24 protein-coding genes and 1 pseudogene are annotated in these 26,119 nt (G+C 73.3%); 14 read left to right on the forward strand and 11 right to left on the reverse strand.

The features are described 5' to 3' along the window. Window positions 1-239: 239 nt before the first annotated feature. A complete protein-coding gene (locus tag J2S43_RS14215) occupies window positions 240-1,442 on the reverse strand; it encodes a cytochrome P450 (protein WP_306829495.1) in 1,203 nt (400 codons plus the stop codon). 102 nt (window positions 1,443-1,544) lie between these two features. Between J2S43_RS14215 and J2S43_RS14220 the strand changes: the two genes are divergently transcribed. The 4 genes from J2S43_RS14220 (at window position 1,545) to J2S43_RS14235 (ending at window position 3,795) form a co-directional block, all read left to right on the forward strand. Further along, the gene (locus tag J2S43_RS14220) at window positions 1,545-1,691 is read left to right on the forward strand and encodes a hypothetical protein (RefSeq protein ID WP_306829496.1); all 147 of its coding nucleotides are present in this window, start codon (window positions 1,545-1,547) and stop codon (window positions 1,689-1,691) included. Between the two features lie 104 nt (window positions 1,692-1,795). Continuing rightward, on the forward strand, window positions 1,796-2,212 hold the full coding sequence (locus J2S43_RS14225; RefSeq protein ID WP_306829497.1) for a hypothetical protein: 417 nt from the start codon (window positions 1,796-1,798) through the stop codon (window positions 2,210-2,212). 340 nt (window positions 2,213-2,552) lie between these two features. Then, complete coding sequence (locus tag J2S43_RS14230) at window positions 2,553-3,077, forward strand: SigE family RNA polymerase sigma factor (RefSeq protein ID WP_306829498.1); 525 nt, start codon at window positions 2,553-2,555, stop codon at window positions 3,075-3,077. Between the two features lie 31 nt (window positions 3,078-3,108). Continuing rightward, window positions 3,109-3,795 carry a hypothetical protein gene (locus J2S43_RS14235; RefSeq protein WP_306829499.1) on the forward strand — a complete coding sequence of 229 codons (687 nt, stop codon included), beginning with the start codon at window positions 3,109-3,111 and terminating at the stop codon, window positions 3,793-3,795. On the opposite strand, the gene J2S43_RS14240 is transcribed toward J2S43_RS14235, so the two are convergent. The 5 genes from J2S43_RS14240 to J2S43_RS14260 form a co-directional block, all read right to left on the reverse strand. Then, on the reverse strand, window positions 3,764-5,773 hold the full coding sequence (locus J2S43_RS14240; RefSeq protein ID WP_306829500.1) for an RNA polymerase sigma factor: 2,010 nt from the start codon (window positions 5,771-5,773) through the stop codon (window positions 3,764-3,766). The genes J2S43_RS14235 and J2S43_RS14240 overlap by 32 nt on opposite strands. 17 nt (window positions 5,774-5,790) lie before the next feature. Beyond that, complete coding sequence (locus J2S43_RS14245; RefSeq protein ID WP_306829501.1) at window positions 5,791-6,117, reverse strand: YciI family protein; 327 nt, start codon at window positions 6,115-6,117, stop codon at window positions 5,791-5,793. Window positions 6,118-6,290: 173 nt separating this feature from the next. Continuing rightward, window positions 6,291-7,145, reverse strand: coding sequence for an NmrA family NAD(P)-binding protein (locus J2S43_RS14250; protein WP_306829502.1), 855 nt, complete (start codon window positions 7,143-7,145; stop codon window positions 6,291-6,293). Window positions 7,146-7,215: 70 nt separating this feature from the next. Continuing rightward, window positions 7,216-9,402 carry a heavy metal translocating P-type ATPase gene (locus tag J2S43_RS14255; RefSeq protein WP_306829503.1) on the reverse strand — a complete coding sequence of 729 codons (2,187 nt, stop codon included), beginning with the start codon at window positions 9,400-9,402 and terminating at the stop codon, window positions 7,216-7,218. Beyond that, complete coding sequence (locus J2S43_RS14260) at window positions 9,395-10,276, reverse strand: DUF8832 domain-containing protein (RefSeq protein ID WP_306829504.1); 882 nt, start codon at window positions 10,274-10,276, stop codon at window positions 9,395-9,397. Before J2S43_RS14260 ends, J2S43_RS14255 begins: the two co-directional genes overlap by 8 nt. A gap of 138 nt (window positions 10,277-10,414) precedes the next feature. Between J2S43_RS14260 and J2S43_RS14265 the strand changes: the two genes are divergently transcribed. Further along, window positions 10,415-10,711, forward strand: coding sequence for a metal-sensitive transcriptional regulator (locus J2S43_RS14265; RefSeq protein WP_306829505.1), 297 nt, complete (start codon window positions 10,415-10,417; stop codon window positions 10,709-10,711). Here J2S43_RS14265 and J2S43_RS14270 read toward each other — a convergent pair. After that, window positions 10,618-10,917 (reverse strand): annotated as a pseudogene (locus J2S43_RS14270) (GNAT family protein); the annotation flags it as partial. The gene J2S43_RS14265 and the pseudogene J2S43_RS14270 overlap by 94 nt on opposite strands. A 230-nt stretch (window positions 10,918-11,147) precedes the next feature. Here J2S43_RS14270 and J2S43_RS14275 point away from each other — a divergent pair. Beyond that, window positions 11,148-11,891: a glycoside hydrolase family protein gene (locus J2S43_RS14275; RefSeq protein WP_306829506.1), complete on the forward strand. Its 744-nt coding sequence runs from the start codon at window positions 11,148-11,150 to the stop codon at window positions 11,889-11,891. A 112-nt stretch (window positions 11,892-12,003) separates the two neighbouring features. Further along, the gene (locus J2S43_RS14280) at window positions 12,004-12,639 is read left to right on the forward strand and encodes an SAM-dependent methyltransferase (protein ID WP_306829507.1); all 636 of its coding nucleotides are present in this window, start codon (window positions 12,004-12,006) and stop codon (window positions 12,637-12,639) included. Between the two features lie 33 nt (window positions 12,640-12,672). On the opposite strand, the gene J2S43_RS14285 is transcribed toward J2S43_RS14280, so the two are convergent. Next, window positions 12,673-13,044 (reverse strand): hypothetical protein, encoded by a 372-nt coding sequence (locus J2S43_RS14285; RefSeq protein WP_306829508.1) that lies wholly within the window; start codon window positions 13,042-13,044, stop codon window positions 12,673-12,675. Window positions 13,045-13,217: 173 nt separating this feature from the next. On the opposite strand from J2S43_RS14285, the gene J2S43_RS14290 reads away from it, so the two are divergent. Beyond that, window positions 13,218-13,811: a hypothetical protein gene (locus J2S43_RS14290; protein WP_306829509.1), complete on the forward strand. Its 594-nt coding sequence runs from the start codon at window positions 13,218-13,220 to the stop codon at window positions 13,809-13,811. A 32-nt stretch (window positions 13,812-13,843) separates the two neighbouring features. On the opposite strand, the gene J2S43_RS14295 is transcribed toward J2S43_RS14290, so the two are convergent. Beyond that, window positions 13,844-14,377, reverse strand: a complete 534-nt coding sequence (locus tag J2S43_RS14295; protein ID WP_306829510.1) for a nucleotidyltransferase domain-containing protein — start codon at window positions 14,375-14,377, stop codon at window positions 13,844-13,846. A gap of 31 nt (window positions 14,378-14,408) precedes the next feature. Between J2S43_RS14295 and J2S43_RS14300 the strand changes: the two genes are divergently transcribed. Continuing rightward, window positions 14,409-14,876 (forward strand): HIT family protein, encoded by a 468-nt coding sequence (locus J2S43_RS14300; RefSeq protein ID WP_306829511.1) that lies wholly within the window; start codon window positions 14,409-14,411, stop codon window positions 14,874-14,876. Window positions 14,877-16,302: 1,426 nt separating this feature from the next. Here J2S43_RS14300 and J2S43_RS14305 read toward each other — a convergent pair. Together J2S43_RS14305 and J2S43_RS14310 are read right to left on the reverse strand one after the other, a co-directional pair. Next, window positions 16,303-17,289 carry a 2-dehydropantoate 2-reductase gene (locus tag J2S43_RS14305; RefSeq protein WP_306829512.1) on the reverse strand — a complete coding sequence of 329 codons (987 nt, stop codon included), beginning with the start codon at window positions 17,287-17,289 and terminating at the stop codon, window positions 16,303-16,305. Window positions 17,290-17,298: 9 nt separating this feature from the next. Further along, window positions 17,299-18,711, reverse strand: a complete 1,413-nt coding sequence (locus J2S43_RS14310; RefSeq protein ID WP_306829513.1) for an L-serine ammonia-lyase — start codon at window positions 18,709-18,711, stop codon at window positions 17,299-17,301. A gap of 180 nt (window positions 18,712-18,891) precedes the next feature. Between J2S43_RS14310 and murQ the strand changes: the two genes are divergently transcribed. From murQ to J2S43_RS14335, 5 genes are all read left to right on the forward strand, one after another. After that, on the forward strand, window positions 18,892-19,797 hold the full coding sequence (gene murQ / locus J2S43_RS14315) for an N-acetylmuramic acid 6-phosphate etherase (protein ID WP_306829514.1): 906 nt from the start codon (window positions 18,892-18,894) through the stop codon (window positions 19,795-19,797). A 4-nt stretch (window positions 19,798-19,801) separates the two neighbouring features. Further along, the gene (locus tag J2S43_RS14320; RefSeq protein ID WP_306829515.1) at window positions 19,802-20,740 is read left to right on the forward strand and encodes an N-acetylglucosamine kinase; all 939 of its coding nucleotides are present in this window, start codon (window positions 19,802-19,804) and stop codon (window positions 20,738-20,740) included. A gap of 162 nt (window positions 20,741-20,902) precedes the next feature. After that, entirely contained in the window at window positions 20,903-22,630 is a 1,728-nt protein-coding gene (locus tag J2S43_RS14325; RefSeq protein ID WP_306829516.1) for a DUF4331 domain-containing protein, read from the forward strand. Between the two features lie 71 nt (window positions 22,631-22,701). Then, window positions 22,702-23,967: a tetratricopeptide repeat protein gene (locus tag J2S43_RS14330; protein ID WP_306829517.1), complete on the forward strand. Its 1,266-nt coding sequence runs from the start codon at window positions 22,702-22,704 to the stop codon at window positions 23,965-23,967. Next, window positions 23,964-25,493 carry a hypothetical protein gene (locus J2S43_RS14335; RefSeq protein ID WP_306829518.1) on the forward strand — a complete coding sequence of 510 codons (1,530 nt, stop codon included), beginning with the start codon at window positions 23,964-23,966 and terminating at the stop codon, window positions 25,491-25,493. The genes J2S43_RS14330 and J2S43_RS14335 overlap by 4 nt, the downstream gene beginning before the upstream one ends. Window positions 25,494-26,119: the final 626 nt, after the last annotated feature.

Below are 26,119 nucleotides of genomic sequence, written 5' to 3' on the forward strand. Positions count from 1 at the left end.
CATTGCATGATCCTCGCAAACGGCGGCACCTCCGGAAACCTCACCGTCGTCAACGTCACGTCCACGGCGTGGCCTGGGCAGACCCGCACCACGCCGCCGTAGCCGCCCGGCCATGCCGCCCGCACGCCGCCCGGGCACGCTGCCGGCCTGGCTGGACACGCTGCCGGCCGGGCTGGACACGCTGCCGGCCGGGCCGGACGCGTTGTCGGCCGGGCCGGACACGCCCCCGGACGAGACGGTCATGTGCCGGCCACGGCCGGTACCCGGGCCGGTGCGAGCGTCACCGGCAGCGACTCGTACGACGGGATCAGCACCCGCCGCCGGTAGCGCCGCCCCCGGATCGTCCACGGCCGCCCCGGCCCGGTCAGCATCCGCAGCATGCCGCCGATCTCGGCCCGGGCCAGCGGCGCGCCCAGGCACAGGTGCCGTCCCGCGCCGAACCAGAGTTGCCGCTGGTCCGGCAGGTATCCGCGATCGAGCGAGAACCCGCCGGCCCGGTTGTTCGCCGCGTGCGTGAGGATCAGCACCCGCTCGCCGGCGCGCAATCGCCGCCCGGCCACGGTCACGTCCGCGGTCACCGACCGGCCGATCGCGGCAGCGGGCGTGGTGACGCGCAGCCCTTCCCGTACCGCGTCGGGAATCAGATCTTGATCTTCCAGCACCCGGTGCTGGGCGCCGGAGTCGTGCAGCAGCGCGACGATCCGGGCCATCGCGCTCGCGGCCGTCTCGGTGCCCGCCACCATCAGCAGCGTGGACAGCCCTTCCGCGTGCAGCTGCTCCACGCCAAGCTCACGGCACCGGCCGAGCACGGTCGTCGGCGGCGCGGTGCGGAACGCCTCCGGCACGTTCACGGTCAGCCGGGCCACGATCTCCCGGCCGCGGGCCAGGGTCGCGGGCGCCAGGTGCGTGGTCGTCGACGCGTCCATCGCGAGCGTGGCCAGTTCCTCGCCGGTCGCGAAGATCTCCCGGTACGCCGCGTCCGTGCCCGGCGTGCGCAGGTGCAGCAGGTCCGCCACGATCCGGCCGACCAGCACCCGGGCCAGGTCGGCCACGTCCACGGTTCGCCCGGCCTCGAGGTCCGCGCCCGCCTCGGCCAGCCGCGGCCCGACCACGCGCTCCGCGAGCCGGGTCGCGCTCTCCTCGGTGAACAGGTCGCGCGTCCGTGCCCGCAGGCTGTGGTGGCCCGGCCCGTCGAAGACCTCGTTGACCCAGTCGCCGAGCAGCTGGGACCACATGTGGCCGACGCCGCCCTCGCCGAGCAGGTTGAAGTGCGCCGGATCGTTCAGGATCGCGCGCGCGGTGACCGGATCGGCGACCACCCAGCCGAGCTTCGGGATCTTCCGCAGCGGCGTGGCCAGCCGGCCCGCCGTCAGCAGCAGCGGCAGCGCGGGCCGCGCCGCGCCGATCACCCGCCACTCGTGCACAGCCGCCCTATCGATCATGATGGCATCCTGTCAGAGCGTCACAAGGTGCCGGTTTCCGTCAGGTGAGCAGCGGGTTTACCGATCGGTGCGGGTCACATCCCCCTGCGCCGGAGGTTCCCCATGGATCCCGCCGTGATCGTCGACACGATCTCCATCTGGACGACCGGGTTCGTCGACCTGATGACCTCGCTGCCGGCCGAGGTCTGGATCTGCCCCGCGCTGCTCTTCGCCGGAGGCATGCTCGACCGGCTCGTCTCACGCGGCTGACCTGCACTGGAACCGCTCCCAGTGCGAACCGGCCGCACCGCCGCTAGGCTCTCGATCGACGTCGCTCAACCCACGTCGTCGGCCGTGCGGAGGACGGCAACCCCATGATCATGTCTCTGCTGCTGGATCTCGCCAACATCCTCGGCGGCTTCCTGCTCGCCATCGCCCTGCTGAGCCGCCTGCCCCGCGTCGGCGACGACCTCGCCCGCTTCGCCGCCCGCCTGGGCGCGTTCGGCTGGATCGTCGGCATCGTCGCGCTGGTCACCGGCGGCTACTTCCTCATCGTCCACCTGACCTCCGGCCCGCGCGTCTTCCACTTCGAGGTGGTCGGCATCATCGTCGGCGTCCTCCTCCTCTGGGACCGCCTCACCGGCCGCCGCCCGCTCGCCCGCACCGGCACCCCGGCCACCGACGGCACGCCCGCCCGCACCGAGGGCGCCGTCGGCGTGGGCCTGATCCTGGCGATCTTCGGCATCATCGCCATCGTGGTCGGTCTCCAGGGTCTGGTCACCCCGGACTGACCCCGCCGCCTCCGGCGAACGCCCAGAAGACCGATTTTCCCGCTTCCGGCGTGGTCGCGCCGGGCGTGCTCCCGCGGGCACCGGTCGTCGCTGGCGCTCCTCCCTTCCGCTCCCGGCGTGGCCAGTGTCCACCCCATACGGCTCACTGCCTGCAGAGACGACGAACGGCGGATCCGATGTGCCGCTGCCCGGCCCGCTGCCGGGCGGCGGCGACCGAACGCGGTAGGCGCGGTTCCCGCCACCCGCATGGCGTCGTGCCCCGCGTGGATCGCGGCCGGGAGTGTCGTGCAGCCGACACTCGGGGATGCAACCCCAGCCCGTGTGGTTCCGTCAGGGGATCATGAAGGTCGGGAGAGGCGACGCGCGCGACCAGGAGTTTCATGACTTCGTGTCGGCGCGGCGGGCGGGGCTGGTGCGGACCGCCACGCTGCTGACCGGTGGGGACGCGCACACGGCCGAGGATCTGGTGCAGACCACGCTGACCCGGCTGTACGTGGCGTGGCCGTCGTTCCGGGCGGCCCGGAACCCGGACGGCTACCTGCGGCGCGCGCTGGTCAACTGCCTGGTCGACGAGCATCGGCGGCCGTGGCGGCGGGTGGAGCGGAGCACCGCGGTGACGCCGGACGTCGAGGCGCCGGCGGCCGGTGACGAGCCGGAGGCGGCCGGTGAGGTACGCCGGGCGCTGCGGGAGCTGCCGCCGCGGATGCGGGCCGCCGTCGTCTTCCGTTACTTCTACGAGCTGGACATCGCGGAGACCGCGGACGCGCTCGGCTGCAGCACGGGCACGGTGAAGAGCCAGACGGCGCGCGGGCTGGACCGGCTGCGCGCGGCACTCGACCGGTCGGTGACCGGTGCCGTCATCTGAAGAGACAACGCGAAGCCTGGGGACGAGCGCGATGAGTGATCTGCGGCAGTACCTGGACCGGATCGCCGGGCCGGAGCGGGACCCGTCCACGGACGCGGTGGACGCGGACGTGGCGCGCGGCCGGGTGGCGCTGCGCCGGAGACGGCAGGTGCACGGTCTGATGGGCGGCGCGCTGGCCCTGGTCGCGGTGGGCGCGCTCGGCGTCGCGGCCGTCACCGTCGAGGGCCCCGGCGACGACCGGCCCCGGGCCGCGACGACCGGCGCGCCGACGACCCTCGAGAGCCCCGAGCAAACCCGCAAGGCCGAAGATCCCGCCGGGGTACGCCTCGTCGCGTTCGCCGGGGAGCAGCCCGAAGGGTTCACGATCGACGTCGTCCCCGAAGGCTGGGAGATCCAGAGCTCGGTCCCGACCACGCTGCTCCTCGCCCCGATCGGCCTGCCCGACCAGGACCCGAACACGTTCGTCGACAAGATCGCGATCTCGTTCCAGTACGAGGCTCCGGGCGGCGAGACACCTGGCGAGCGGCTCACGGTCGGCGGGAAGGACGCCGTGATGTGGGCCGGCGAGGAGGGCGTCCGCACGCTGTTCGTCGAGCAGGGCGACGGCGCCTACCTCACCATCCAGATGTGGAGCAACCTGCGCTGGGACACGGCCACGATCGCCGAGTTCGCGGCCGGGATCGCGATCACCGACGACGTCCAGCGGTCCCGGGGCTGAACCGGCGCAGCGTGGCCCCGGTCGCGCGTTTGCACAGGTATTCGGCCCGCTCGTAGGACAGTCGCCGCCGGCCGGTCTCCGGGCACAGGTCCGCCGCGTCGGCCGGCGTGCGGGCCGGCCCAGGGCGCCGGCCGGCGAGGAACAGCGGGCCGCGGGTGCGCCCGCCGATCAGCTCCGGCAGCAGCCGCGCGGTCCCGGACCGCCAGGTCACGCCCTTTCCGGGTGCGCGGCGGTCGTCGAGGTCGAGATCCTGGACGTCGAGCCCGAGCGCCGCGGCGACGGTCGCGCCGGACTCGTGCAGCAGCAGCCAGAGCGCGCGTTCGCGCAGTGGGTGGTCACCGTCCGCACACAGCGCCGCCACCGCGTCGGGTTTCAGGACCTCCGCCGGGGTACGGGTGTCCGCGCGCCGTTCCAGTCCCGCCGCGAGCCCGGGCGCGCCCGCCCACGCCGCGAACGACCGGATCGTGGCCCGGTGCCGGTTCCAGGTGGCCGGCGCGGCCGTGCCCCAGGCGGTGGCGCAGGCGCGCGCGATCGCGTCCGTGGTGAGCTCGGCCATCGGCGTGTCGTCGCCGAGTGCGCGGCGGAGGCGGCCGAGCGTCTGCGCGTACGACCGGCGGGTGCTCGCGTCGTGCCGCGCGAGGAACTCGGCGGCGCGCTCGCCGACCGTACCCCCGCGCAGGTCTTGATCGTCGGCCGGCAGGCCGTCGGCTCGTCCGCGCAGGTAGGCGGCCTCGGCCCGGTTCCTGGTCAGCGCGGCGGCCCGGCGCAGCTCCGTGCGCGCCTCCGCGTGCCGGCCGAGCCGGGCCAGCAGGTCGCCGCGGACGGCCGGCAGCAGGTGGTAGTCGCGCAGCCGAGGATCGTCGAGCAGCGCGTCCGCGAGCGCGAGCCCGGCCGCCGGACCGTCCGCCGCACCGACCGCGACCGCGCGGTTGAGCCGCACCACCGGCGTCGGCCGCAGCGTCTCCAGGGTCGCGTAGAGCGAGGCGATCCGCGCCCAGTCCGTCTCCTCCGCGGTCCGGGCCTGCGCGTGACAGGCCGCGATCGCGCCCTGCAACAGGTACGGCCCGGGTGGCCCGCCCGCGTCCCGGGCGCGGAGCATGGCCGCGAAGCCGCGCTGGATGAGTAGCCGGTCCCAGCGCCCGCGGTTCTGCTCGCGCAGCGGGATCGGCGTGCCGTCCGGCGCGGTGCGCGCGGCCTCGCGCGAGGCCTGGATCTCCATCAGCGCGACCAGGCCGTGCACCTCGGCCTCGCCGGGCGCGAGCACGGCCAGCAGCCGCCCGAGACGCAGCGCCTGCTGGCACAGGTCGGAGCGGAGCAGGTCGTCGCCGGCCGTGGCGGTGTAGCCCTCGTTGAAGATCAGGTAGACGACCTCGAGGACCGCGTCCAGCCGTTCGGCCAGCTCCGCACCGTCCGGCAGCGCGAACGCGACACCGGCGGCCGCGAGCGTGCGCTTCGCGGACGAGATGCGCCGCGCGATCGTCTGCTCGGTGACCAGGTAGCCGCGCGCGATCTCGCCGGTGCCGAGCCCGCCGACCAGCTTGAGCGTGAGCGCGACCCGGGCCGCCGCCGGCAGCACCGGGTGACAGGTCACGAACATCAGCCGGAGTACGTCATCGCGCTCGTCCGCCGCGGAGCCGCCCGTCGGGAGCGTGCCGGCGGTGTCGCTCGTCGGGAGCGTGCCGGCGGTGTCGCTCGTCGGGAACGCTCCGGCGGTGTCGCTCGTCAGGCGCGTGCTGTTCGCGTAGGCGCGGTCCTCCGCGTGCGTGCGCCGGAGATGGTCGAGGGCCCGGCGTTTCGCGACCGTCATCAGCCAGGCGCCCGGATTGTCCGGCACGCCGTCGGCCGGCCACCGCTCCAGCGCGGTGACCAGCGCGTCCTGGGCAAGCTCCTCGGCCAGGCCCACATCGTGCACCACGCGGGTGAGCGCGGCGACGATGCGGGCCGATTCGAGGCGCCAGACCGCTTCGACGGTCTCCACCGCCAGGCCTCCACCGCTCAGCCGAACACCTGCTGGACCACGCTGATCCCGTCACCGACCAGCAGCCGGAACCGCCGGGTCAGCTCGATCGCCTCCGCCTCGGTCGCCACCTCGACCAGCGCGAACCCGGCCGCGACCTCCTTCGCCTCGGCGAACGGCCCGTCCACCGTGGTGATCTCCCCGTCCCGCGAGGTCATCGTGATCCCGGCCGGCGCGAGCCCACCGGTCGCCAGCAGCTGCCCCGTCGCGGTGAGCTCCTCCACGAACGCGGCCATCGCCGCGTACAGCTTCTCGTCCGGCGCGGGCGTGGTCTCGGTCGAGACGCTCGTCATCAGGTAGCGCATGGTTCGTTCTCCTCCGTGGGTGCGTCGTGCCTCACCCATACGACGCGCAGTCTATGTGACAGGGAACGCCACCGTTCCCTGTCACCATTGCGGAGGCGGTTCCAGGACCAGTGGGATGGGGAGGCCGTCGTGGCCGCCGGCGGCGTCGTGCACGGAGGTCATGGGGAGAGTCCTCACCGGAGGCGGAAGTCGGCGGCGTGGTCGTGGGCCCAGGTGGGGAACGGGCGGCCGGGGTGGCCGGTGACGGTTTCCACGTCGGGGGAGACCCAGGCGTTGTTGTCCGGGTCGCGGCCCATCTCCAGGAACCAGTCGATCACGATCGGCGGGAGGGTGGGGGCCCATTCGGCGCGGGCCTCGTCCGGGGTGAGCGGCACGAACGCGATCTCCCGGCCGATCGCGGCGCCGATCGCGCGCACCGCGTCGGTGCGGCGGATCGCCACCGGCCCGGTGGGCATGTAGACGCGGCCGGCGTGGCCGTCGCCGAGCAGCGCCGCGGCCGCCACCGCGGCCACGTCGGCCTCGTGGACCAGCGACGAGTTCCAGTCCGGGAACGGCGCCCGGACCACGCCGGACGAGCGGATCGACGCGGCCCACTCCCAGGTGTTGGCCGCGAACTCGCCGGGGAACAGGTGCGTCCATTCAAGCGTCGAGCCCTCGATCACCCGCCGCAGCGACCGGTGCGACGTCTCCAGCGGATCGTCGTCGTCGCGGCTGAAGTCGTCGTGCCCGAGGTGGACCAGGCGGCGCACACCGGCCTCCTCGGCCAGCGCGATCACCTCCGCGCCGGCCGGGCCGAGCACGCCGCCCATCGCGACCAGGTGCATCCGTGTCACGCCCCGCAGCGCGGGGACCAGGGACGGCGGGTCGTCGAAGTCGCCGTCGACGACCTCGACGGACGGCGGCAGCGCGCGGGCCGCGGGCGAGGACGGGTCCCGGGTCAGCGCGCGCACCTCGTGGCCGTCGTGGACGAGGTGCCGGACGAGCGCGCCGCCGACCGTGCCGGTCGCGCCGGTGACGAGAATGGGCATGGCAATAGATGAAACCACACGTAGAACGCGAACACCGTGTTCACATAAGCGCCGTGAGCTGCCGAAACTCCTACGAAAACCGTCGGAGGCGGAGGCTGTTCGCGACCACGAAGACGGACGAGAACGCCATCGCGCCGCCCGCGATCATCGGGTTGAGCATGCCGGCGGCGGCCAGTGGCAGGCCGGCCAGGTTGTAGGCGAAGGCCCAGAACAGGTTGCCGCGGATGATCGTGAGGGTGCGCCGGGACAGCCGGATGGCGTCCGCGGCCGCGGTCAGGTCGCCGCGGACCAGCGTCAGGTCCGCGGCCTCGATCGCCGCGTCGGTGCCGGTGCCCATGGCCAGCCCGAGGTCGGCCTGGGCGAGCGCGGCCGCGTCGTTGACGCCGTCGCCGGCCATCGCCACCACCCGGCCGCGCGCCTGCAGCTCCTTGACCGCGTCGACCTTGCCGGCCGGCAGCACGCCCGCGACGACCTCGTCGATCCCGGCCTCTGTCGCGACCGCGCGCGCGACCGTCTCGTTGTCGCCGGTCAGCAGCACCGGGTGCAGGCCGAGCCGCTTGAGCCGGGCGATCGCGTCCGCGCTGGTCGGCCTGATCCGGTCGGCGACCGCGAACACGCCGCGGGCGGCGCCGTCCCAGCCGGCCACGACCGCGGTGCGGCCCCGCGATTCCTCGGTGTCACAGGCTTCGAGCACGTCCGCGGGTACGTCGTAGCCGCGCTCCCGGAGCAGGCCGGGCCGGCCGATGAGGATCTCCCGGCCGTCGACCTCACCGCGTACCCCCAGGCCCTCAAGATTCTTGAAGTTGGTCACGGGTGGCAGATCGGCGTTGCCGGCGGCGATGGCGGCCGCGATCGGGTGCTCGGACGCGGACTCGACCGCTGCCGCGAGCCGCCGCAGCTCCTCAACATCCTGACCATGCGCGGGTACGGTCGCGGCCAGCGTCATCCGGCCCTCGGTGACCGTGCCGGTCTTGTCCAGCACGATCGTGTCCACCCGGCGCGTCCGTTCCAGCACCTCCGCGCCCTTGATCAGGATGCCGAGCTGGGCGCCGCGACCGGTGCCGACCAGCAGCGCGGTCGGCGTGGCCAGGCCGAGCGCGCACGGGCACGCGATGATCAGCACGGCGACCGCGGCGGTGAACGCGGCGTTCCAGCCCGCGCCGGTCCCCACCCACCAGCCGAGCGTGCCGGCCGCGAGCGCGATCACCACGGGCACGAACACGCCGGAGATCCGGTCCGCGAGCCGCTGCACGCCGGCCTTGCCGGCCTGCGCCTCCTCGACCAGCCGGGCCATCTGCGCCAGGCGAGTGTCCGCGCCGACCCGGGTGGCGCGCACCACCAGCCGGCCGCCCGCGTTGACGGTCGCGCCGGTCACCGCGTCGCCGGGCCGCACCTCGACCGGCACGGACTCACCGGTCAGCATGCTGGCGTCCACCGCGGACGTGCCCTCCTCGACGATGCCGTCCGTGGCGATCTTCTCGCCCGGTCGTACCACGAAAAGGGTGTTGATCGTGAGGTCCTTGACGGGGATCCGCACCTCCGCGCCGTCGCGCAGCACGGCCACGTCCTTCGCGCCCAGGTCCATCAGCGCGCGCAGCGCCGCCCCGGCCAGCTTCTTCGACCGGGACTCGAAGTACCGCCCTGCCAGCAGGAACGTGGTGACGCCCGCGGCCGCCTCCAGGTAGATGTTGCCGGCGCCGTCGGACGGGCCGATGTCCAGCCGGAACGGGTGCGTCATGCCGGGCTCGCCCGCGGTGCCGAGGAACAGCGCCCACAGCGACCAGCCGAACGCCGCGATCGTGCCCAGCGAGACCAGCGTGTCCATGGTGGCGGCGCCGTGCCGGAGGTTGATCGCGGCGGCCCGGTGGAAGGGCGCACCGCCGTAGACCACGACCGGCGCGGCCAGCACCAGCGACGCCCACTGCCAGTAGGTGAACTGCCAGACCGGAACCATGGCCAGGAGAATCACGGGTACGGACAGCGCGGCCGACACGATCAGCCGGGTCCTCAGGGGGTCGGTGGTCTCGGTCCTGCCGGGTTCGGCGTGCCGGGTCGCCGTGTAGCCGGTCTTCTCCACCGTGGCGATCAGGTCGTCCGCGCTGATGCCTCCGTCGACCGTGGCGGTCGCCTTCTCGGTGGCGTAGTTGACGGTCGCGGTCACGCCGTCCATCCGGTTGAGCTTCCTCTCGATCCGGTTCGCGCAGGCGGCGCAGGTCATGCCACCGATCGCGAGCTCGATCCGCTGCGTCTCAGCCATGGGTGTGCCCCGGCTCCCCGTGCTCGGTGGTCATCGTGAACTCCGCGGTCCGCACCGTGCCCCGGTGCTGAAAATCCAGGAACAGCCGGTACGTGCCGGGGGAGGGGACCTCGACGGTGAACCGCAGCCCGTCGGCGTCCGGATGGACGTGCAGGTAGGCGAGGTCACCGTCGCGCAGCGCGACCAGGTGCCCGTCGGCGCCCAGGTAGCGCTCCAGGTCGGTGACCGGCGCGCCGTCCCTGCTGACGGTCGCGGTGAGCGTGGACGCCTCGCCCGCCACGATCTCGCCGTCGATCGTGACCGTGTAGCCGTCCACGGTGTCCGCGAACCCGGGGTCGGGCAGCGGCTGCGGGCGGTAGTCGCCGGCGGCCGGCACGTCCGCGCCGAGCGTCAGCGGTTCGTCGCGGCCGGCCGGGTGGAAGTCGGCGAAGACCCGGTAGTCGCCGGGCGCCGGCACGGACAGCGGGACCTCCCAGGTGCCGTCGGCCGCGCGCGCCGGATGCAGGTGCCGGTAGCCGGTCAGGTCGCGGCGGACCACGACCAGGTGCAGGTCGCGCTCGTGGGTGGGCGTGAACGCGGTGACGGTCGCGGCGTCCGGCCCGATGATCCGGAACCGGAACGGCTGCGGAGCGCCGGTGCTGAGCGTGTCGGTGAGCGGCGCCAGCCGGTAGCCGTCCTGCGCGATCTGCAGGCCGCCCGGGGTGTGGTCGTCAGCGGCCGTGCCGTGCTCGTCGGCGGCCTCATGATCACCGGCGTGCGCGGCGGGCCGGGGCGGGCCGGCGTCCGGGCCGATCGTGCGGCCGAGGCCGAGCGCGGCGCCGAACACCGCGACCAGGCCCAGCCCGAACGCGCCGAGCCGTGTGGGTGTGTTCACCGTGGGTCCCTCCGCCGTCGTGTCCTTCGTTTTCTCCGGCCCCGACGATACACATACCCCAGGGGGGTACCAAGGACGGACGGCCGCATGTTCCGTTGCGCGCGCCACATACCCCCGGGGGGTTGTATCATCCGTGCCATGAGCAAAACCGCGCCGACCAGGGGCTACACGGCTAGCAAGGGCGATCTGCAGGCACGTCTGCGCCGCATCGAGGGGCAGGTGCGCGGCATCGAGCGCATGGTCGACGAGGACCGCTACTGCATCGACGTGCTCACCCAGATATCGGCGATCCAGGCGGCGCTGGACAAGGTGGCGCTGGGCCTGCTGGACGGACACGCCCGTCACTGCATGCACGAGGGCGCGGCCGAGGGCCGCGGTGACGAGATGGCGACCGAGATGATGGCGGCCGTGGGGCGCCTGATGAAGCGCGGCTGAGGGGCCAAGGGCGTGTTCGGCGGATCTTCGCCGGCCTGCCGCGAAGGTCCACCAACCACGCCCTGCCCGGCCGGAGTTCGGAGGCCGATGCGGTCCGGGCGGCTGCGGACCGTGAAGCCCATCGCCTCGTACAGCCGGATCGCGCCGGTGTCGGTCTCGGCCGCGTGCGGGAACGGCGGCTCGCCGCGCGCCACGGTGCCGGCCGCGACCGCCCGGACCGGGCGGACGGGTCACCGGGGTCGGCGAGACCGTGGAACGGGCCGACCTCCGGGAGGAAGCGGACGGCGGTGCCGGAGCGGCGGCCGAGGTGTGCGTGCCGGCCGTGGACGAGCGACGCCACACCGGATTGTCGAGCATGCAGGCCGTTATCCGGATCATCCGTCGTACCCCCGACAGGTCTTGATCAACTTGGTTCGACGGTCGTTATGATCGGGCGGTGACAGAGCCGTTCGGACTTCTCCTCGCCTTCAGTGGCGCCGACACCGGTGGCATCCGGTTCGCCCTCTCCGAGGGCGCCGACGCGCTGCGCTGGCGGGTGCTGCGGGAGAGCGCGGGAGTGCTCCGCGGCGCGTCCGGCCCGTTCCTGGTCCGCGAGCCCGGCGGCACGATCCGCTGCCTGGCCGCCGGCGACGACGGCATCCTGGTCTGGACCACGGGCGACCTGGAGACCTGGTCCGGCCCGGCGACGCTGCCGGTCGGCGTGGCCGGCGTGCGCGCGCCGAAGGCGTACCCGGACGGCGACCGGCACCGCGTGATATTCACCGCGGGCGGCCGGGCACACAGCGCGCACACCACCGACTTCGTCACCGCCACCGCACCGGCGCCGTTGCTCGACCGGGCCGGCGAGGACGTGGCGCTGCTGCACGCGAACGGCGCGGAGCACTGCTTCCACACCGACGGCGGCACGCTCGTGCAGGGACGGCGCGACGGCGACACCTTCACCGAGGTCGCGCGCGGCATCGGCGACGGCGAGGCCGCGGTGGTCTTCGCCGGGCTCGGCGGCCGCACCTGGTACCTGCTGGCCGACACCGGCAGCGGCCTGCGGCCGTACGTCACCCGCGTGATCGGCACCGGCGCCTGGCAGCCGGCCAGCCCGGACGGCATGCCCGCGGGCGCCCGCCGCGGCGGTGTCGTAACCGTGACAGAGGACGAGTTCAAGCGCCTCGAGGCACACGCCTGACGCTTCCACCTGGCGCACCCGGACCGTCGCGCGACGCCAGGACGCCCGGCTACCCGGCCGGGTGGAGAACGGCTCATTGACCTTGGGTCACTCATTCGCCATGGTGAGATCCATGGGCGCGAATGAGGACTGGTACGAATGGCACCGGCCGTACGACGAGCCCGGCTCGCCGCTCGCGGCCCGGCTCGCCGTGGTGCAGCGGCACATCATCGACTGGCTGGACAGCCGCCCCGGCGAGCTGCTCACCTGCGTGAGCGTCTGCGCCGGCCAGGGCCGCGACCTGCTCGGCGTGCTGGAGCGCCGGGACGACGCCCGGCGGGTCCGCGCCCGGCTGATCGAGTTCGACGAGCGGAACGTGGCCGTGGCCGAGGCGCACATAGCCCGGGCCGGGCTGACCGGCGTCGAGGTGCTCCGCGCCGACGCCGGCGACCTGGCCAACTACGCCGGCGCGATCCCGGCCGACCTGCTGCTCTTCGCCGGCGTCCTCGGCAACGTCACCGACGCCGACGCCCGCGCCTGTGTGACCGCGTTCCCGTCGCTGTGCGCCGCCCGCGGCACCGTGATCTGGACCCGGACCCGCCAGCCCCCGGACCTGACCCCGGCGGTACGCGGATGGCTGGCCGAGGAGGGGTTCGAGGAGCTCGCGTTCGAGGCGCCACCGGAGGCGACCTTCTCCGTCGGTGTGCACCGGCTGACTGTCACGCCGCGCGCGCTCACCGCGGGCCGCTACTTCACGTTCGTGCGCTGACGTCGTGCGCTGACGTCGTGCGCTGGTTTCGCGTCAGCGGCGGCACTCGACCAGGGCGGCCGCGACCGCCGGGTCGTTCTCCAGGTCGTCGGAGGCGGTGAACTTGAGGCCGGTGAAGCCCCAGCCGGGGGCCTCGCTCAGCTCCGGGCCGATCCGCCACAGGTGCCGCCCGTCCGTGCACCGGATGTACTGCGGGGTGCGCGCCCTGCCGTCGACGTCGTGGCAGGCGACCGTGGCCTTCTTCTCGTCGATGGTCTTCCCCGGCACGAAGACCTCCGCGCACGAGATGAAGAGGTCCTCACCGCTGAGCTGGTCGGCGGGCGGGGCGACGGAGGCGACCGGCTGCCCGCACGCGCCGGTGAACAGCACGGCGGCAACCACGATCATGATTCGGGCGGGGCGCACGGCCACCATCGTGGGGGCACCTCGACGGTAAATCAATCTTGAGCAATTCCGGTCACCCGTTCGAGTGATCCGGAGGCTCTGTCGCCAACCGTACCCCATCCGGCCCTTGCGCCGGCTGCCGCCGGCGAACTCGGCAGCGGCGTCCGGTGGCCGCAGGCGGCTACCGTGAGCGAGTGCCGCTGGTCGATGAGCTGAACCGGGCCGCCGTCGCCTCTGGGACCCGCCTGCGCCTCGTCGCAGGGGCCGATCGCTACGGGCCGGTGGATGCGATGCAGCTCTACGTGCGCCGTCACATCACCGTCCGGAGCGGCTGCGGACCCGGCTACGACGTGCAGACCTGGGAAGGTGCCTGTCTGGTCGCGGCCGGGCGGACCGGGGATGGAGCGGACATCCTCGGCACGATGCTGCCGACGCAGGCGGACCTGCCGACCGACGGGTTCGGATACCCCGTCCCGAAGGATCATGAGACCGCGGCCGGCGAACTCCGGCACATAATGACCGCGCACGGCGCGGAGCATCCGGGGCGGGTCGTCGCCGCGGTCCACACGAACCCGGTGCTGCGCACGCTGTTGCCGTGGGTCGGCCACGGCAACCTGTATCTCCACCATCACCGGGACCGGATCGGCGCGCCGGTTCGCTACGGCCTGATCTTCCACCCGGCCGGGCCGGGCCGCTACCGCCTCGAGGTCTACGGCGATCCGGTCGGGCCAGGGGAGGCACTGGATGCCGTGGTGCTCAGGGCTGCGGAGGCCGCCGGACGCTGGTGACCGTCGACGGCGCCGCACGATCCGATGTGGGATCAGCGGTACTGGCCGGGGATCGGGAGGTCGTAGCGCGTGCAGATCGCGTGTACGTCGGCGCGGTCGACGGCGTCGCCGGTGTAGGCGTCGTGGAAGCGGACGACGAACGCGGGTGCGATGCAGTCCACCGGGCGGTCGCCGATCGTGCCGCGGCCGGTCAGCGAACCGGCCGGATAGGCGCTGCCGTGCTCGGGCGGGCCGAGCACGCCGTTGCCGTCCGCGTCCAGGACGACGACGTGCAGGTCGACGACGGGACCGCCGGGTCGCGCGACCAGGAAGTTCCAGGCCGTCGCGCCCGTCTCACCGGCCTTGTGGAACCCGGCCGCCTCCAGCGCCGCAAGGAACGCGGGAAGGTGCCGGGACTCGATCGCCACGTCCAGATCGCCGTGCTCGCGGGTCTGCGTCCCCAGCAGCGCGTCGACGCCCCAGCCGCCGTCGATCCACAGTCGCGCACCGGACTCATCGGCGAGCCGGAGCACGGCCAGCACGTCGTCCCGGCTGGTCCGGGCCCCGTCGGGCGTGCTCGTGGCCACGGGAGGAGTGTAGGGCGCATATCTTGCGGCCATGGACTGCTACGTGTGTGAACGCAACGGCCGCGTCGACGAACTGCCGCCCCGGGAGCGGATCGCGGTGGACCGGCACTGGCGGGTCGCCCACGCCTTCAACTCCTCGCTGCCGGGCTGGCTGGTGCTGGTGCCCCGCCGCCACGTCACCACCGTCGCCGCGCTGACCGACGCCGAGGCCGCGGCGCTGGGTGTCTGGCAGGTGCGCCTGTCCCGGGCGCTGGGGGAGGTGACCGGGTGCGCGAGGACCTACGTGGCGCAGTTCGCCGAGCGGGAGGGGTTCGGGCACGTCCACTTCCACGTCGTGCCCCGCATGCCCGACCTCCCCGCCGACCACCGGGGCCCGGCGATCTTCCGCTACCTGACCGGACCGCCCTCGCAGGTGATCGACGAGCCGGAGCGTGACGCCCTGGCGATCGCGCTGCAGACCTGGCTGAGCCGGCCGAAGGCGGCCTGCTCGCTTTCGTGACCGATTCGTCGGGCGATTCTATTCACGTATTGTGTGATGAGGCTTATTCAGCGCGGCGAGCCGGCACCGCGTTGCCCAGTCCGGGCGGCCTGACGAGAGCGGCGCTGAATAAGCCTCAATACTCACCCGCGTGCTAATCCGCATGCAGATAATAAAGAACATGATTACGCCGCCTGCGGTATGGGAACGGTTGGGCGGGAGGTCCAATGTTGCGGATGGCGAATTATTGAGAGGAGATCGACTGCTGTTTCGGGACCCCAGTTACCCACGGCTTGTGGAATGTTTTCTCCGTGCGGCAGATGCAGTTTTTCACCACGATGGAGTTGGCCGGGATGCGGGATCGGAGCGCGTCTCGCCGTTACTCTGCGGCGGCCGAGGAGTTCCGTCGGGTGCACCGGCGGCATCGTGACTGGGGAAAGCGCCGCGGTCACATCGAGCGTCTGCGCCAGGTGCGCGGCTGTTCCTACGCCGAAGCGGCAGCAGTTGTCGACGGTGTTCGGCACGCCATGCCGCCGCAGCCGCCGCCTGCGGTCCCGCCGCACGTTGCCCCGCCGCCTGCGCCGGGTCCGCCGAGCGCGCAGGCCGCACCCGACGCGCCTGACGTGCGAAGCGCCGGCGACGTTCCGGGAAAGCCGGGCGAGCGAAGGGTTCGCGACGTTCCGGGAAAGCCGGGCGAGCGAAGGGTTCCCGACGTTCCGGGCACGCCGGGCCTGCGGAGCGCCCGCGACGTGCCAGACTCTTCTAACGCACCTCACAGGCCGGACGGACCGGATGGCCGCGACGCACCGGGCAAGCCGCATGCGCTGAGCGCGTGCGACCCGGAGGACGTGCCGGAGCCGCCAGGTGTGCGGGACACCATCGACGCTCGGGACGGAACCGAGTGGTTATCATCTCGCGTACGCCTTACGTGGCGTCGGCGCTGTGTCGATCGATTCGAACCGCGGCGCCTTACGCCGATCGGCTGTTCCTTGGTCAGGAATTCGGAAATATGCTTTTACCGAACCAATGCCGGATGTGGCCGCGCGCCACCGTCCGTCGGCAGGATGGCGGGGCGCAGCCGGGCATCCGGAGCAACGGCTTGCCGGCCACCTGAGGACGAGATCGTTGGCGGCCGCGGCCGCCCAGCGGAATGAATGCCAGTGAGGCCTATTCGGCGCGGTGGGCCGACGCCACGTTGTCGCGGACCGACGGAGTCGGTGGGTAGCGCTGAATAGCTCTCAGTGAGGCTTATTGATGGCCCTCATGCAGCCAGAAGGAGGACTATTCACCCTGGATACCGACTGGCCGGCGACCGCTGAGCCGCTGCGAGCACGCCGGAACCGGCTCGTTCGACGCGGCCAGCCGGCATCGCGTCGCCGAAGCGCCCGCGGCGAGGTCTTCCGTGGCGAGGGCTTCCGTGGCGACGCGGTTGTCGTGGCCGCACCGTCTATGCCCCTGAATACAGGCCCCGCCGGCGTGCGGCCAGGCGGGTGAGGCCGAGGAGCGCGTCGATGTTCGGGGTGGGGATGGCGAGGCGGGCGCCGATTTCGCTGACGGCGGTGACCAGGGCGTCGAGCTCGATCGGACGGCCGGATTCGGCGTCCTGGAGCATGGAGGTCTTGAAGGCGCCGAGGCGGCGGGTGACGGCGATGCGGTCCTCGGCGCTCTGCGCGATCGGGGCGCCGATGAGGGCGCCGAGCGCGGCCGCCTCGGTCATCACGCGCTGGATGAACGCGTTGACCAGCGGGTCGTCGAGGACCAGGTCGGCGGTGGCACCGGTGAGCGCGGAGATCGGGTTCATGGTCATGTTGCCCCAGAGCTTGAACCAGACGTCACGCTGGATCGCGTCGCTCACGGTGACCCGGAAGCCGCCGGTGCGCAGCAGTGCGGCGGTCTGCCCGGCGCGGTCCGAGAGTGCGCCGGACGGCTCGCCGATGATCAGCTCGTCGCCCGCGGTGAGCAGCGCGTGGCCGGGCTCGGCCTGGTCCGCCGCCAGGTGGACCACGCAGCCCAGCACCTGGGACGGCGGGAGCGCGGCGGTGACGGTGCGGTCCGGGTCGGTGGCGTCGAGGACGGTGCCCTCGAGCGCGCCGCCGAAGTCGTGGAAGAACCACCACGGCACGCCGTTGAGCGCCGGGACCACGACGGTCGACGGCGTGATCAGCGGGGTCAGCGACGGGGCGAGCGCGGGCAGGTGGTGCGACTTGACCGCGATGATCACCACGTCCTGCGGGCCGAGGTCGGCCGCGTCGTCACTGACCGCGGCGACCGGTGACGACGAGGCGTCGACGCGCCAGCCGTGGGTGCGCAGCGCGTCGCGCGTGGCGCCGCGGGCGAGCGCGGAGACCGGGACCCCGGCCGCGGCGAGCCGGCCGCCGAGCACGCCGCCGACGGCACCGGCACCGACCACGCAGACCTTCGTCGAGTCAGCCACGCGCGAAAGCTAGCACTCGATGACGTTGACGGCGAGGCCGCCGCGCGCGGTCTCCTTGTACTTGACCTTCATGTCCGCGCCGGTCTCCTTCATGGTCTTGATGACCTTGTCGAGGGAGACGTGGTGCCGGCCGTCGCCGCGCATCGCCATCTTCGCCGCGGTGACCGCCTTGACCGCGGCCATGCCGTTGCGCTCGATGCACGGGATCTGCACCAGCCCGCCGACCGGATCGCAGGTCAGGCCCAGGTTGTGCTCCATGCCGATCTCGGCCGCGTTCTCCACCTGCTCCGGCGAGCCGCCGAGCACCTCGGTCAGGCCGCCCGCGGCCATCGCGCACGCGGAGCCGACCTCGCCCTGGCAGCCGACCTCGGCGCCGGAGATCGAGGCGTTCTCCTTGAACAGCAGCCCGATCGCGCCCGCGGCCAGCAGGAACCGGACCACGCCGTCGTCGTCCGCGCCGGGCACGAAGTTCACGTAGTAGTGCAGCACCGCCGGGATGATGCCGGCCGCGCCGTTCGTCGGCGCGGTCACCACCCGGCCGCCCGCGGCGTTCTCCTCGTTCACCGCCATCGCGTAGACGGTCAGCCACTCCATCGCGTGCTCCAGCGGCGAGCCGGCCGCGCGCAGTTGCCGGGCCGTGGTCGCGGCGCGGCGGCGCACCTTCAGCCCGCCGGGCAGCAGCCCTTCGTTCGCGGTGCCGTTTGCCACGCAGTCGCGCATCACGTGCCAGATGTCCAGCAGCCCGCTGCGGATCTCCGACTCGGTGCGCCACGAGGTCTCGTTGCGCAACATCAGCGCCGAGATCGACAACCCGGTGTCCCGGGTCGACCGCAAGAGCTCATCGCCGGTACGGAACGGGTGCCGCAACACGGTGTCGTCGAGCTTGACGCGGTCGGCGCCGGCCGCCTCCTCGTCCACGACGAAACCGCCACCGACCGAGTAGTACGTCTTCTCCAGCAGCGTGGCGCCGGTCTCGTCGTACGCGTGCAGTGTCATGCCGTTCGCGTGGTACGGCAGCGACCGCCGCCGGTGCAGGACCAGGTCGGTGCCCGGGTCGAAGCGGATCTCGTGCGCGCCGAGCAGCGCCAGCGTGCCGGTGGCGTGCACGCGCTGCACCCGCTCGTCCGCCGTGGTGATGTCGACCGTGTCCGGCGCGTCACCCTCCAGGCCGAGCAGCACCGCCTTGGGGGTGCCGTGCCCGTGCCCGGTCGCGCCGAGCGACCCGAACAGCTCCGCACGCACGGTCACGGTGTGCGCCAGCAGGCCCTCATCCTTGAGCCGGTGCACGAACATCCGGGCGGCCCGCATCGGGCCGACCGTGTGCGAGCTGGACGGGCCGATGCCGACCGAGAATAGGTCAAAGACCGAGATGGCCACGATGCGTGTCTCCGTCGGGTGTCTGCCGGGTGATCCACTGGCCATTCTCAACCTGGCCCGTGTGGCTGGACGGCATGGCAGTGGTCGACGACCCGGGTGTGCCAGGTTGAGAGAAGCTCACCCCCACGGTATCCCGGACACGTTGGTACGTTCGCCGGCGATGTGCGATGTTGTCGTAGGGGTCTCCCGGTTGTCACCGCGTGAGATCCCGTCTGGGGGTGCCCGATGAACCGGCCGGTCGTGCGCGTGCACTCGCCCACCGAGCAGCGGAACCCGGCCACCGCCGAGATCGACCGGCGCGACACGCTCGGCGTGCTGCGCCTGATCAACGCGCAGGACGCGCTGGTCGCGGCCGCGGTTTCGGCCGCGCTGCCGGCGCTGGCCGAGGCGGTGGACCTCGGCGTGGCGGCGCTGCGTGGCGGCGGGCGCGTGCACTACGCGGGCGCGGGCTCGTCCGGGCGGCTCGGCGTGATGGACGCGGCCGAGATCCCCCCGACGTACGGGTATCCGCCGGACCGGTTCGTGGCGCGCCTGGCCGGCGGCCCGGCCGCGATGACCGCGGCGGTGGAGGAGGTCGAGGACTCCGTCGCGCTGGGCCGGGACGACCTCGCCGGCGTGACGTCGTCGGACCTGGTCGTGGGCCTGGCCGCGTCCGGTCGTACCCCCTATGTGGCCGGGGCGTTCGAGGCGGCGCGGTCGGTGGGCGCGCCGACCGTGCTGATCACCGCGAACCCGGCCGCGACGCTTGCGCCGGACGTGCTGGTCTGCGCGGAGACCGGCCCGGAGGCGATCGCCGGGTCGACCCGGATGAAGGCCGGGACCGCGCAGAAGATGCTGCTGCACACGTTCTCCACCGCCGTGATGATCCGGATGGGCCGGACGTTCTCGAACCTGATGGTGGACGTCCGCGCCACGAACGCGAAGCTGCGCGGCCGGATGCTGGCCACGCTCGCGGAGGCGACCGGCGCGGGCGAGCAGGAGTGCCGGGCCGCGCTCTCCGCCGCGGACGGCGACCTGAAGGTGGCGATCACGTCGGTGCTGGCCGGCGTGGACCCACCGGCGGCCCGCCGCGCGCTGCGGGCGTGCGACGGCGTGGTCCGGGCCGCGCTGACCCACCTCGGCCGGGCCTGACCGCATGGTCCTGGTCGTCGGGATCGACGTCGGCGGCTCCGGGGTGCGCGGCCGGGCGGAGCGCGACGGCCACGTCCTTTCAGAAGCCTCGATCCCCGGCCCGGTACGAATGACCGGCACCGACCTGGCCCCGGTGGTCGCCGCCCTGGTGCGGACGCTGACGTCTCCGGCCGGGCCGGTCGACGCCGTGGTGATCGGTTGCGCGGGTGTGGCCACGTTCGGCGCCGCGCTGCGGGACCCGCTGGTCGCGGCCGTTCCGGGGACCCGCGTCGCGGTGTGTTCCGATCTGCTGACCGCCTACGTGGGCGGCCTCGGGCTCTCCGCCGCCACGCTGCTCACCGACGGCGGATCCGGCGTGGTCCTCGCGGCCGGGACCGGCGCCGTCGCGTTCGGCGGTGCGCCCGTCACCGGCTGGCGACGCGTGGACGGCTGGGGCCACCTGCTCGGTGACGACGGCGGCGGCGCCTGGATCGGCCGCGCCGGTCTCCGGGCCGCGCTCCGCGCCGTCGACGGCCGCCCGGGCGGGTCGGCGACGCTGCTGGACCTGATGCGCGCCCGCCTCGGCGAGCCCTCCGAGGTGATCGCGGACCTGACCGGCCGGCCGGACCGCGCGGGCGCCATGGCCGCGTTCGCACCCTCCGTGATCGAGGCCGCGGCCCGCGATCCGATCGCCACCGGCATCCTCGCGGAAGCCGCCGTGCATCTCGCGGACACCGCACACGCGGCCACGGACTCCGGGGACGTCGCCGTGGTCGGAAACCTGGTCCGGCCCGGCGGCCCACTCGCCGAGTCGCTGGGAAACACCCTCCGGGCACACGGGATGACCCCGAGGGCGGCGGCCGGTGCGCCGCTGGACGGAGCGGTCACCCTGGCCCGCGCGCTGTGTCGGGGAACTCCGGCCGATGCGCTGGCCACGGCGGGCGCGCTGACCGTGCACGGCTGAGGTGCGGGGCCACCGGCGATCGTCAACCCCGGGATTCGGAGCAACGGACCGAACCGGATGGGAGGTTGTCGGCAAGTGCACACCGCGCCATCCGCGGTGAACCGGGGACCGAACCTGCCCGTGGAAACCAGCCATGTTTCTCGCAGTGCAGGGGGAAGATCCATGTCCACGATAGCGCGCAAGACGCTCGCCGCCACGGCAGCCGCGCTGATAGCCGGCGCCGGCGCGTACGTGCTCGTACCGCCGGCCGCGACCGCGTCCAGCCACCGGGAGGCACCGGCGATCGCGTCGGACCCGGCGGTCGACAACACCGACCTGTACGCGTTCACCAGCCCGGACCGCCCCGGGTTCGTGACCTTCATCCTGAACGTGATGCCGTTCGAGGCGCCGGACGGCGGCCCGAACTTCTTCCCGTTCGCCACGGACGCCACCTACAACGTCAACGTCGACAACGACGGCGACGCGAAGGCGGACGTGATCTTCCGGTGGACGTTCAGCACGGACGACCGGCGCGGCAACCGCACGTTCCTCTACAACGACGGGCCGGTCACCGCGCTCGACGACGAGAACCTGCTGGTCCGGCAGTCGTACAAGCTGGAGGCGTCGTTCGGCGGCGCGCCGTTCGAGCCGGCGGTGCCGAGCGCGCCGGTCGCACCGTCCCGGGTCGGCACCGCGTCCATGCCGGACTACCAGAAGCTGCGGGACGCGGCCACGATCACGCTCGACGGCGGCTGGCGAATCTTCGCGGGGCAGGCCGACGACCCGTTCTTCCTGGACCTGCGCGTCTTCGACCTGCTCTACGGCGGTGACCTGAGCGAGACCGGCAACGACTCGCTCGCCGGCTTCAACGTGAACACGATCGCGCTGGAGGTGCCCTACAAGGATGTCGCGCTCGGCCACGACGCGACCCGCAACCCGGTCGTCGGCGTCTGGACCACCACGGAACGCCCGCAGGTGCGGATCACCGGCGAGAACCGCGGCGTCACCGGCGAGACCGTGCAGGTGTCCCGGCTCGGCAACCCGCTGGTCAACGAGGTGGTCGTGCCGGCCGGGCTGAAGGACACGTTCAACGCGTCCACGCCGGACCGGGACGCGGACAACCCGGCGCTGGTCGCCCGGGTCAACGAGCCCGAGGTGCCGAAGCTGATCGAGCAGATCTACAACATCCCCGCGCCCGCGACGCCCCGCGCGGACCTGGCCGAGATCTACCTGACCGGGCTCACGACGAAGGCCGGCGGACCGATCAAGGCGGACCTGAACTCGCAGCTGGCGAACGCGGACACGGACCCGAACCGATTCCGGCCGTCCGAGCAGCTGCGCCTCAACCTGGCCACGCCCGTCACCGCCAACCCGTCCCGGCTCGGCGTGCTCGGCGGCGACCTTCAGGGCTTCCCGAACGGCCGCCGGCTCACCGACGACGTCGTCGACATCTCGCTGCAGGCGTTGGCCGGCGCGGCACAGACCGGGAAACTGGTCGACGCGCTCGGCACCGGCGACCGGGTCGACGGCAACGACCAGGGCTTCTCCGGTACGTTCCCGTACCTGGCGCTGCCGAACACCGCCCGGCCCGGCCCCGCCGGGAACGGTGCCGCCGCGCCGGCCGCGGACCAGCAGGGAACCGGCATGGTGCCGCAGCTCGCGGCGCAGACCGGCCCGCTGAACCAGATGATGCTGACCACGCTCGCGGCCGGGCTCGCCGGAGCGGCCGGGGCCGCGCTGGTCGTCTTCGGGCTGCTGTGGCGGCGCCGCCAGGTCGCGGCCGCCACGGCGACGCCGGCACCGGACGCGCCGCGCGTCTCGTTCGCGCCCGGTCGCGTGATGGGCACGGCCCGCGTCACGGACGATCCCACGCTCCGCCCGCCGAGCGACCCGTTCACCACGAAGGACTGATCATCCACCCCCGGCCCGTCCATCGGGGCGAGCCGGAGCGAACGCGGACACGGTGCAGGGGAGAAGGGGCGATGAGAAGCAGGACGAGACGCGTGCTGGTGACGGTCGCGGCGGCCGTGGCGGTCACGATCGGGGCGGCGGTGCTGTACCGGCCGGGCCCGGTGCCGGCCCCGGTCGCGGCGCCGGCCTCGGTGGACGCGATCGCGGTCACCCAGGAACGGCTGCGGCTGGTGCCGGGGGACTGGCGGTCGTGGGCCGGGCTCGGCGTGCTCTACGTGGAGCGGGCACGCGGCACCGGGGACCCCGGCGACTACGCGCGGGCCGAGGAGGCGGTGCGGCGCTCCTATGCCCTGCGCGCCGACCGGAACGCGGACGCGCTGGTCGCGGACGGGATGCTGGCCAACGCGCGGCACGACTTCGCGGCCGGGCGCGACCTGGCGACCGAGGCGCTCGCGCTGAACGACCACGACGCGACCGCCCAGGCCGTGCTCGCGGACGCGCTCACCCAGCTCGGCGCGCCCGGCACCGCCACGGCCGCGGTCCAGCGGCTGCTCGATCTGCGGCCGGGCCTCTCCGCGTACGCGCGCGGCTCCTATGATCTTGAACTTCGCGGCGACGACGCGGGCGCGGCCGACCTGATGAGACGCGCGCTGACCGCCGCCACCTCGGCCACCGACCTCGCCTTCTGCCGCGCGCACCTCGGCGACCTGGCCTGGAATCGCGGTGACCTGGCCGGTGCGTCCGCGGCCTACGCGGCCGGGCTGCCGGCCGGCCCGCACAGCACGGCGCTGCGGCGGGGGCAGGCCCGGGTGCTGGCAGCGCAGGGGCGTACCGCCGAGGCTCTGGAGATCTGGGCGGCGCTGCCGCCTGAGGCCGGAAACCTGATGGAGTACGCGGATCTGCTGCGCGCGCTCGGCCGTCCCGGCGAGGCGCGGGCACAGCTGGCACTGGCCGAGGCGCAGCACGCGCTGTTCACCGCGAACGGCGGCGTGGACGGGATCACCGGCGCGCACCTGGCGATCGCGCTCGGCGACCCGGACGCGGCCGTGACCGCGGCCCGGGCCGAATACGACCGGCGGCGGCACCCGGACGTGGCCGACGCCTACGCCTGGGCGCTGCACGCGGCCGGCCGCGACGCCGAAGCGCTGCCGCCGGCCCGGGAGGCGCTGGCCGGCGGCGCGCGACCCGCGTCCTACCTCTACCACCTCGGCGTCATCGCGCACACGCTCGGCGACCCGTCGTGGCGCGGTCACCTCGAGGCGGCGCTGGCCCGCAACCCGGCCTTCTCGCCGACGGACGCCGCGGACGCGCGCCGGCTGCTGGCGGTGCCGGCATGAGAAGCCTCATGCTGGTGGCGGGCGTGGTCGCGGTCGCGCTCTGGCCGGCCGCGCCGGCATCCGCGCATCCGCTCGGCAACCTGTCGACCAACCAGTACGTCGGCGTGACCGTCCGCCCGGACCGGATCGAGGCGCTGGCCGTGCTCGACCTCGCGGAACTGCCGACGCTGCAGGGAACCGCGCCGGACTGCACCGAGTTCGCGTCCGCCATCACGCTGCGGGTCGACGGCCGGCCGGTGCCGTGGCGGGTCTCGCCGCTCGGGCTGGAACATCCGCTCGGCGACGGTGGGCTGCGGACCAGCCGCCTGACCTGCGCGTTGAGCGTCGACCAGGGACCGTCCTCAACCCTTGAGATCATCAATGGGTACGCACCGGAGCGCGCCGGATGGCACGAGATGACCGCGACGGCCGTGGACGGGATGCGGCTCCTCGACCCGCCGATCCCGGCCGCCAGCGTGAGCGACGTGCTCCGCACCTACCCGGCCGACCCGCTGGCGGCGTCGCCGTCCGTGCGATCGGCCGCGCTGCGGGTCGCGCCCGGCACGTCCGTCCCGGCCCCGGGCGTCGTCCCGGCCACCACCGGCGCCGCAGTGCTCGGGGAGTGGTTCGCGTCCGCGGAGGCCTCGTTTCAACGGCTCGCGGCGGGCCGGCTGACGCCGCTGGTCGGCGTGCTGGCCGTGCTGCTCGCGCTGGCGCTGGGCGCCGGCCACGCCGCCCTGCCCGGCCACGGGAAACTGGTCATGGCCGGATACGCCCTCAGCTCGGAGTCCTTCGCCGGCGCTCTCGGGCGTGCGCGGCGGGTACGGGATGCCGCGGTGGTGGTGGGGACGGTGACCGCGTCACACACCGGCGGCGTGCTCGTGGCCGGACTGCTGCTGACGGCGACCTCGCTGGTGGGAGAGCGGGTGCTGGCGGCACTGGGCACGGCGAGCGGCCTGCTGGTGCTGGCGGTCGGCATCAGCATGTTCCGCCGCCGGCCCGGCCACGATCATGGTCCCGGCGGCCACACGCACGGCTCGGCCGGTCACGTTCACCATCACGGGCCGGGCGGCCGCGTGCGCAACTCCGGCGATCAACGTGAACACGCGAGTGAGGACGCCGGTCACGATCACGGGCGTGCGGAGGGGGCCGTTGCCGTGCTGACCAGACCGGCAGCGACGGAATCGGCCCCGGACGTGCCGCATGGTCATGGCCATGGAGTGGAACGGCGAGGGCTCGGCCTGGCCGGGATCGGGCTCGCCGGTGGCTTGGTGCCCAGCCCCAGCGCGGTCGTGGTCCTGCTCGGCGCGATCGGCCTCGGACGTACCGCGTTCGGCGTTCTGCTCGTCATCGCCTACGGCATCGGGATGGCGGCCACGCTCACGTTCGTCGGCCTGGCGCTCTCCGCGCTCCGCCGCCGCCTCGGCCGCCTGCCCGGCCTCCCGCAGCCGATCCGCCGGCTGTCCGTGCTCGTACCCCGCGGCACCGCCGTCCTGGTCATGCTCGTCGGTTCGGGCATGGCCGCTCGCGCCGCCCTGATGATGTGACCGCCTTCGGTTCTTTTTGCTCTGCTTACCGAGGTCCGGGCGGGCGTCTCATCTGGCTTTGCTCTGCTTACGGGGGTCAACGTTGAGGCTGTGGGCCTTCAGCCGGGCTCCTCGCGCCTGATGCTGGGCTGTTGGCGGCGTTGCGTCCGGTGGTGGCGTTCCGCCTCCGGCAGGGCTTGGGCTCCGGGGGAGGGCGTGGGTCCCGGCGGGCTCCGGTTTCGCCGGCCCGGCTGTCTTTTCGTGGGTGGGGTTCGTATGCCTGACTTGACCCGTATGCCGTCTTGCAGGTCAAGCCGAGCAGATCATCGGCAGGGCCGCCAGCTGGGGTGGGGGTCGGCATGGTCGGCGCCTGGGGCGCGGTCCTTGCCTGAGCTGGGGATTCGTCGTGGGTGGCGGCCCTGCCGATGATCTGCACCCCAAGGGGTGGTCCACGGCTTCCGGGGTAGCCGGGCAGCGGTGGTCTGCGCGGTGCGCTCGATCGGAAGGTCGCAACGGTCCGGCGGCTTCCGGGGCAGCCGGGCAACGGCGGTCCGTGCGGTGCGCACGATCGGAAGATCAAAAGCGGTCCGACGGCGCCGAGAGTCGATCACGTGTGCCAAATCGTTGTTAACAGCGGCGAATAACAA

It is taken from the genome of Catenuloplanes nepalensis (assembly GCF_030811575.1).
In the GTDB taxonomy this organism is placed as follows: domain Bacteria; phylum Actinomycetota; class Actinomycetes; order Mycobacteriales; family Micromonosporaceae; genus Catenuloplanes; species Catenuloplanes nepalensis.